The following is a 7623-nucleotide window of genomic DNA, read 5'->3' on the forward strand; positions in this document are numbered from 1 at the left end:
GGCCCTGGAACGGGCCCTGGACCTCGGCACGGCCGGGTCGCTGCTGCTTCTGACGGGCTACCAGTGCCCGGCAGCGATCCGCCGCACCGGCCTGGGCCGGCTGACTACTTGGTTGGCCAACCGCAAGGTCCGCAACCCCCAGGCCCTGGCCGCCAAGGCCGTCGAGGCTGCCGATCGGCAGCACACCGCCGTTGCGGGCGAGAGCGCGATCGCCAAGATGGTGCACACCCTGGCGAAAGAGGTGATAACCCTCAACGAGAAGATCGCCGAGACCGACAAGCTCATCGAGGGCCGGTTTCGCGAGCACGAACTCGCCGAAGTGATCCAGTCCATGCCCGGCATCGGCACGGTCCTCGGTGCGGAGTTCCTTGTCGCCGTCGGCGGCAGCCTGGACGCATTCCCCAGCCCCGACCGCCTTGCCGCCTTCGCCGGGGTGACCCCCGCTCCACACGACTCGGGCAAGATCAGCGGCAACCACCACCGGCCCCAGCGCTACCACCGGCGCCTGCAGCGGGTCCTCTACACCTCGGCACTCGTCAGCATCCAGTGCGACCCCAACTCGCGGAAGTTCTACGACAGAAAACGCGTTGAGGGCAAACGCCACGTTCAGGCCGTGCTCGCCCTCGCCCGCCGACGCGTCAACGTCCTATGGGCCCTGATCCGTGACCGACGGTGCTACCAGATCGCACCCCCAGTCACCGCGACGGCTTGACTTTCAGCATTGGGAAGCATCTCGATGAGGTGTTTATCAAGGTCAGCGGGATGTGGCAGTACCTGGGGGCGACAACCATGGCGCCCGAGCTGGTCCAGAACGCCTGCAACCGCTCACATGCCCCAAGGGACGGGGTTGCTGGGGTCAGCGCGCCCGTCAGAGAAGGAGGGGGCAGGGGCCTGGGAGCTTTGGCTGCTCGGATCGGTCGCTGGAGGTTGCGAAGCCGACGGACTGCTGTTCTGCAGGGGGTCTCTGGCCCAGGCGGGCCAGACGAAGTCGTCACCGGGATAGCTGGGCTTGGTTCCCTCGGGCGGGAACCAAGCCGCGAAGAACGGCTTCAGGTCCTGGCCGGAATGCGTTTCCAGCGAGGTCCGGAAGGCGTCCCAGGCGGCCGACTGGCCGGCGTAGTCGGGCAACCAGCCCTGCAGGGCGCGGTCGAAGGCAGCGTCCCCGACCAACCGCCGGAGCGCGTACATGCCCGCGCCGCTGATCGTGTACACGTTGGCGTTTTGCCACTGGATCTCCTTGACCTCGTCCTGGTACATCGTGCCGAGGTCTGTGTTCCGGAACTTTTCCTGCCAGGCCCATTGCAAGTAGGTGGGGATGGTCTCCTCCACGTAGTTGTCCTGGGACTGCACGGCCTCTAGCCAGGTGTGCGCGAGCTCGTGGACCAGGACGTCCGGGGTGACGGGCTGGATTCCCGCCTCCGACTGGTACTCCAGGGCCAGGGAGATCGTGTTCCATCCGGTCACGCTCGGTGTGTACGGGTCCTCAAAGTCCAGGAAGGAGACGGTCAGGCTGTCGTGGCGGTACTTCCCGAAGGTGCCCGCCTCCCAAGTGGCGGCCTCCGGCAGGACTTCGGCCAGCTTCCTGCCCCGGCCTTCTGCCCCACCGCCGAAGACGAAGTGCACAGGGGTACCATCCGGCAGCCTCGCGTCCGACTCGGTCCACTCGTTGCCCACACCGAAGTGCAGGTAACCGGCCTTCATCGGCTCCGTGTTGTCCCACCGGTAGACCTTATGATTGCCGTCCTTCGAGGGGGGACTCGACGGGCCGTTGGAGACTGCGGTCCAGCCGTCGGGGACCCGGGCCTGAAGGTGCACGGCCGAACGGTCGGTGTGGTCGCTGTTGGTCGGGAACAGCACGCCTTCTGTGCCAAGTGCGAGGTAACGGCCACCGTCCTTGGTCGCCGACCAAGCTATGTTGTCCTCGCTCGGGTTGTCGAGCGTGCGGCGCGGGCTGCCCTCGTAGGTGACGTGCACCTTGACATGCTGCCCCGGGGTGAGTTGCCCCCTCGGCTTCACGTGCAAGGTGCTCTTGTCGGCGGAGAACGCAGCCGCAGCCCCGTCGATCTGTACCGAGCGGGCGGGCATTTGCAGCTGGAAGTCGAGGGTGTCCCGCCCTTCCTGTACGACGAGGTCTAAGGTCGCCCCTCCCGACAGGGCTTCCTTGGCCGGGTCGTAGTCGAGCCGGACATCGTAGGAGTTGACGTGGTACCCGGACGTGGGCGGGGCGGCCAAAGCGGTTCCGATGGGGGAGCCTGAGGGTTTGGCTGCCTCGGCGTTGAACGCCACTGCAGTCAGTCCGCCCGCCGCGATCGCGGCGGCACAGGCGAACGACATGACGATCGTGCGGCGTTTGATGGTGCGCCGATGCTTCGTGCGAGGCACGAAAATCCTCCAGTGATCTGTCGCAGTCTCTCGCCAACTACCAAGAGCCTGCGCCCGTGGGCATGGGATCTTAAGTAACCGGGAGCGGCCTGCGAGGAAAGAGTGTGGCAATGGGCTGGTCAATACGGCATGAAAATACCGGTAGTCCGGGGGCACGTCACTCCCGTTGGCTACCGAATTCCAATATGCAAAGATAGGTGTGACTCTGGTCATGTCAGATGCGAGACAAAAGAAAATGGCAGGCGCGCAAGAGTTGTGAACAGCGCAACTAAGCCACGCCTGTGAAGTAGTAGCAACAGAACCTCACCTGCTGCCAGTCATATGGTGGAAGTCACGCCCTCACGGGCAGCGGGCGGGCCGGCCGGGGTGTGGCAGCAGCCCGGACCGTGCTCGGGCCAATGCGCCCAAGGGTGTAACACCCCCTCTGGACATAGCGAAGGCCCGACCTCGCACGGGCGGGGGCGGGCCAGTACTGGAACGCGGTACTGCTCCAGGAGTAGACCGGGCGGACGCAGCGGGCCGTTGCCCAGTCCTTGGCGGCGGTCGTGAGCGCGGCCCGAGGGGCATCGGGCGCGTGTGCTCCCAGTCCTCCCATGCCGCATAGACGGTGCGCGCGAACAGGGGGACAGCGGCGGGGTCGGCGGCCCGGTACGCAGGAACTTGGCGGGCGATCATCTCAGACTGTTCGAGGGTGTGGCCGGCGGAGATGAGCGGCGGAATCGTCAGTGCCGTGTCCGCCCAGGCAGGGGCGGGGCAGGCAAGCGCCCAGTCCAGCAACGTCAGTTCGCCGACTGGGGGCACCAGCATGTTGTGCGGCGACATGTCCGTAGGGGCGAGGCCGCGGCCTTGCAAGCCAAGCGCACATCCAGCGGCAGGAACCCAGCCCAGCGCGTGTGTAGCGTCTTCTTACGCAGTTCCTCGGGCCATGGCGTCTCCGGCACACACAACACTCTGACATACCGTCAGGCCACTCCGAGCCCAACAACGTGACAATGCCCGCTGAGCGCCTGGCCCGACGGGCCCGGCAAGTACGCGTACGCGAGATGTAGACCTTCAGCGCGGCCGCTTCAGCAGGGGAGGCATTGTCACGTTGTTGGGGGTGGCTGGTGTTGAGGGTGTGTCGGGGCGTGCTTCTCCCGTGTGTCGGCCGGTGTCAGACGGTCGCGGGGCAGCCGGTGACCTGGTTCCAGGCGCGGAAGCGTTCGGTCTTGTGTCCTGAACATGAAAGGGAGTTGGTTGTAGGGCAGCTTCTGGAAATGATGCTGTGCGGGAGATGAAGGATTTGTGGCCCTTCGGTGTCGCCCTGCGGGGGGAGGCGTCAAACTGCCTCATGCTGCGTTAGTTGACGACTGTCGTGGTGAGCGATGGGGAAAAGGCGTCGTGAGAGGCGTCAGGTGGGGACCGGAAAGACGAACGCAAGTGAATCGCTGCTGACGTATCGAAACGCTTTCAGACGACATCGAAATCGGGGTGTGACCGAAACTCCGGGATGAGCCTGGCGGGTGCCCGTCTATTGGCCAGGTGGTGTCCGGTATGTAGGCGACGTGAGTCCGGTCTGCGGCTTCCGCATGGAACAGGAGAAGGCGTGCCCCGATACTGTCCTGCCCCTGTGGCGGGCGAGAGGGAGCCCCCCCCAAGCAGCGGACACTGCGAGGGGCTGAGTACCGAGGCGGGGCGTGCTGGCGGACCGGCGTGTAGTAGTGACGAAGCCCCTGTAATGGGGGCGGAGCGAAGGTGCCGGGTCGTTCGTGACTGTGTTGATCGCATCAACCGGGCAGTGCCCGGGAGGAGTTCGGTGGACCAGTTGATGTCAAAGGTCAAGCCGTTTGAGATTTCGAAGTGGGAAGTCAAGGAAGCGTGGGAGGAGGTCAGGGCGAACAGGGGAGCGCCGGGAGTGGACGGGCAAAGTATCGACGACTTCGAGAAAGACCTGAGGAACAATCTCTATAAGGTCTGGAACCGGATGTCGTCGGGCTCGTATTTTCCTCCTCCGGTGCGTGCGGTGGCCATCCCCAAGCCGCATGGAGACGGCGAAAGAATGCTAGGAATTCCCGCTGTCGCTGATCGCGTGGCTCAGACTGTGGTGGCCCGGCATCTGATGCGGCGGGTGGATCCTATTTTCCACCCGGACAGTTTCGGATACCGGCCCGGACGGTCTGCCTTGGACGCTGTGGAGAAGTGCCGGGAACGCTGCTGGAAACGGAGCTGGGTGGTAGAGCTCGACATCGCCAAGTTCTTCGACAGTGTGCCCTGGGACCTCCTGGTCAAGGCGGTGGAAGCACACACCGACGCCGTCTGGGTGAAGTTGTATGTTGAGCGGTGGCTCCGCGCGCCGCTTCAACTGCCCGACGGCTCCCTGCGGGAACGGGAGCGTGGGACGCCCCAAGGTGCCCCGGTTTCTCCCGTTTCGGCAAACCTGTTCCTGCACTACGCGTTCGATGCCTGGATGGTCCGGGAGTTCCCGACCGTACAGTTCGAACGCTATGCGGACGATGCTGTGCTGCACTGCGTCAGTGAGCGTCAGGCCCGCGAAGTGCTGGCTGCGCTCACGAACAGGATGGACGAGGTCGGGCTGCAACTGCATCCGGCCAAAACCCGGATCGTGTACTGCCAGGACGGCGTACGCCAACGTGCCTTCGAGCACACGGCGTTCACGTTTCTCGGGTACACCTTCCGCGCCAGACTGAACCGGAGTCGGCACGGGAACCTGTTCCTGTCGTTCGAGCCGGCAGTCAGCAAGGACGCCCTGAAGAAGATGGGCCGCAAGGTGCGGTCCTGGCACCTGCACACCCGCTCGGAACTGTCTTTCAACGACCTCGCCCGCAGGATCAACCCTGTCGTGGCAGGGTGGATCAACTACTACGGCCGGTTCCGGGCCCTGGGAGCTGTATCCCTTCTTGATGCGCATCAACGCCTACCTGGTGCGCTGGATCCGCCAGAAGTACAAACGACTCGCGGCCAAGCGGAAGGCCGTCGCGAAGATGCAGGAGATCGCCCAGCGACATCCCCGCATGTTCGCGCACTGGCGCTGCACCGCCGTGTCCGTATCGATCTGATGATCAGAACGACAAGAGCCGTATGACGGGCGACTGTCACGTACGGATCTGTGAGAGCCGAGGGGTGAGATTCCCCTCGGCTACTCGGCATCTCAGTGCGGTAGTCGGGGGCGGTCATCAGGTGTCGGCGGGGGCGGAAGTGCGGTGAGATCCGGGAGAAGGGGCCAGGAACCGTTGGGCGGTGCCGGCGCGGCGGAAGCCCTTCATGCGCCGCTCGCGCTCTCGCGTGGGGATATGCGAATTCTCTGCCCGGTTGTTGAGGTACTTCGAGGAGCGGTGCTCGACGGAGGGCATCACCTGACGGTGGGCCGCGCCGTAGGAGCGGAGCCTGTCGGTCACGATCACCCGGGGTACGGTCTCGGTGCCCTTGAGAAGCTTGCGGAAGAGGCGTTTCGCGGCCTTGGTGTCGCGCCTGTCGGTCACAAGGATGTCCAGTACGTTGCCGTCCTGGTCCACCGCGCGCCATAAGTACCGCATCTGCCCGTTGACCCTGATGAAGACCTCGTCCAGATGCCAACGGTCACCCGGCCGGGGCTGCCGGCGGCGCAACCGGCGCGCGTACTCGGGACCGAACCGCTCGCACCACAGCCGGATCGCCTCGTAGGACACCTGGATGCCACGCCCGAACAGCAGCTCTTCCACATCACGGAACGACAGGGGAAAACGGTGGTACAGCCAGACCGCGTGCGCGATCACCTCCGGCGGGAACCGGAAGCCCTTGTACGACGGGGCAGGGGTGTCCACCAGCAGGCTCCTCCCACGACGATCTACACCAAGATCATCGCACCCCGCCCCTCAACTTGATAACGCCATCTTCGGGGCCTGCTGTGAACGAGCCGATTGGCCCCACCTGAGCCCGTGAGAGCCGTGCGCGGATCTCTTTCTGGCCGAGGTGTCACCAGGCCGATGCCTGGTGTTGCACAGTTGGCTTGCGAGCCGAGATCTGGATACCTCTGATTCGTGTCCGTTCATGGTGGTAACAGTGATCCGGCGGGTGCGGATGTTCTTGAAGTCGGCGAGTAGGGACGGGAACGAGTCGCTGGGGTGGCGGTTCGTCAAACCGGTCCAGGCCAAAGAGTCCTGCCGATTTGTGACGCTCGTCTACGCGGCTTCTTACGTAGTTTCACGGATACGGCGCGGGCCCGCGATATGCCAGGCTCGTATGGGGCCCCGACCTTCACGGTGTGTGTGCCTGTGGGGAGCAGACAGCGTACGAAGAGGGAGTGGGACGTGAGGCTCGTGATCGCGGATCGCTGCAGGGCTGCCGTCAGCCCGGGGGCGGGTGGCCGGTTCCGGGACATCGTCTGGCCCGCATCCTTCCCGGACGCGCCCCGGGCCCGTGTCCATGCGCTCGCGCTGGCCGCACTGGTGGTCATCGCCTCAGTGTGTGCGGCGTTCAAGGGCTTCTACTGGGCCGACGACCCCCAGGTCAGCCAGTACCGCGCGGGCCTGTGGGGGCTGGCGCAGGCGATGGCGGTGCCGTTTGGGCTGATGGCGGTGCCGCTCCTGCTGATGTGTGCCGTGCTGGCGGGCGCCCTGCGGTCCTGGCCCAGGGTGCTGTACCAGGTGCTGGCTGCCGTGGCCTGGACGATGTCGGCACTCGCGATCTTCGTGGTGCTGCTGGAGATCGCGCTGACGAACGATAGCGACTACTGCACGGCGAATGCGCCCGTGGATCCGGTCTCGGGGAATGTGGTAGCCCTGTGCCTCGTGGCGGCGCTGGCCGCCGGATCGTTGGCCGGGTGGATCGCGTGGGTGATCTCGCGTCGCCGAGCGCGGCCCGTAGTGCTGTACGCAGTGTGGCTCGCCACGGTCGCCGTCACCGTCGTGCTGACCCTTGCCGTGCCGCTCCACGCGGCTCAGACCTGCGGTCCGTCCGAAATCGGCTGAGGACCGCCGCTCACCCCGGCACACCCGAAGACCTGTGCTTGGCATGTCGGCATCAGACACAGGCAGTCATGGCCTCGGGGCGTCGACGAACAGGGTTCAAGAGGCTGCGGTGGCCTGTTGGCGGGCTTTGGTGTGGGCGAGGACTCTGTTGCTCAATTCTTGGTGGCCGGATGTCAGGCGGTGAGCCGGTAGGCCAGGCGTTCGAGGCGGCTGGCGCGGGGGCGTGCGGGGGTGTCGGTCCAGTGGGCGTCGAGCCGGATGATGTTGATCGCGGTGGCGGAGAAGGCGTGTTGGA

The 7623-nt window shown here is 65.3% G+C and carries 4 protein-coding genes and 1 pseudogene; 3 read left to right on the top strand and 2 right to left on the bottom strand.

The window, feature by feature from the left end; genetic code table 11:
* On the top strand, nucleotides 1-712 hold a 712-nt coding region (locus ACZ7NC_RS43750; protein WP_471497631.1), incomplete at its 5' end, for a transposase.
* Between the two features lie 113 nt (nucleotides 713-825).
* Here the strand turns inward: ACZ7NC_RS43750 and ACZ7NC_RS43755 are convergent.
* Entirely contained in the window at nucleotides 826-2382 is a 1557-nt protein-coding gene (locus tag ACZ7NC_RS43755) for a gluzincin family metallopeptidase (protein WP_471497633.1), read from the bottom strand.
* 1795 nt (nucleotides 2383-4177) lie between these two features.
* Here ACZ7NC_RS43755 and ltrA point away from each other — a divergent pair.
* Nucleotides 4178-5464 carry a group II intron reverse transcriptase/maturase gene (gene ltrA / locus ACZ7NC_RS43760; RefSeq protein ID WP_471497635.1) on the top strand — a complete coding sequence of 429 codons (1287 nt, stop codon included), beginning with the start codon at nucleotides 4178-4180 and terminating at the stop codon, nucleotides 5462-5464.
* Nucleotides 5465-5535: 71 nt separating this feature from the next.
* Here the strand turns inward: ltrA and ACZ7NC_RS43765 are convergent.
* Nucleotides 5536-6188 (bottom strand): annotated as a pseudogene (locus tag ACZ7NC_RS43765) (IS6 family transposase); the annotation flags it as partial.
* Nucleotides 6189-6668: 480 nt separating this feature from the next.
* On the opposite strand from ACZ7NC_RS43765, the gene ACZ7NC_RS43770 reads away from it, so the two are divergent.
* The gene (locus tag ACZ7NC_RS43770; RefSeq protein ID WP_471497637.1) at nucleotides 6669-7328 is read left to right on the top strand and encodes a hypothetical protein; all 660 of its coding nucleotides are present in this window, start codon (nucleotides 6669-6671) and stop codon (nucleotides 7326-7328) included.
* The last annotated feature ends 295 nt before the right edge of the window (nucleotides 7329-7623 follow it).

It is taken from the genome of Streptomyces sp. NPDC111802 (genome assembly GCF_055634335.1).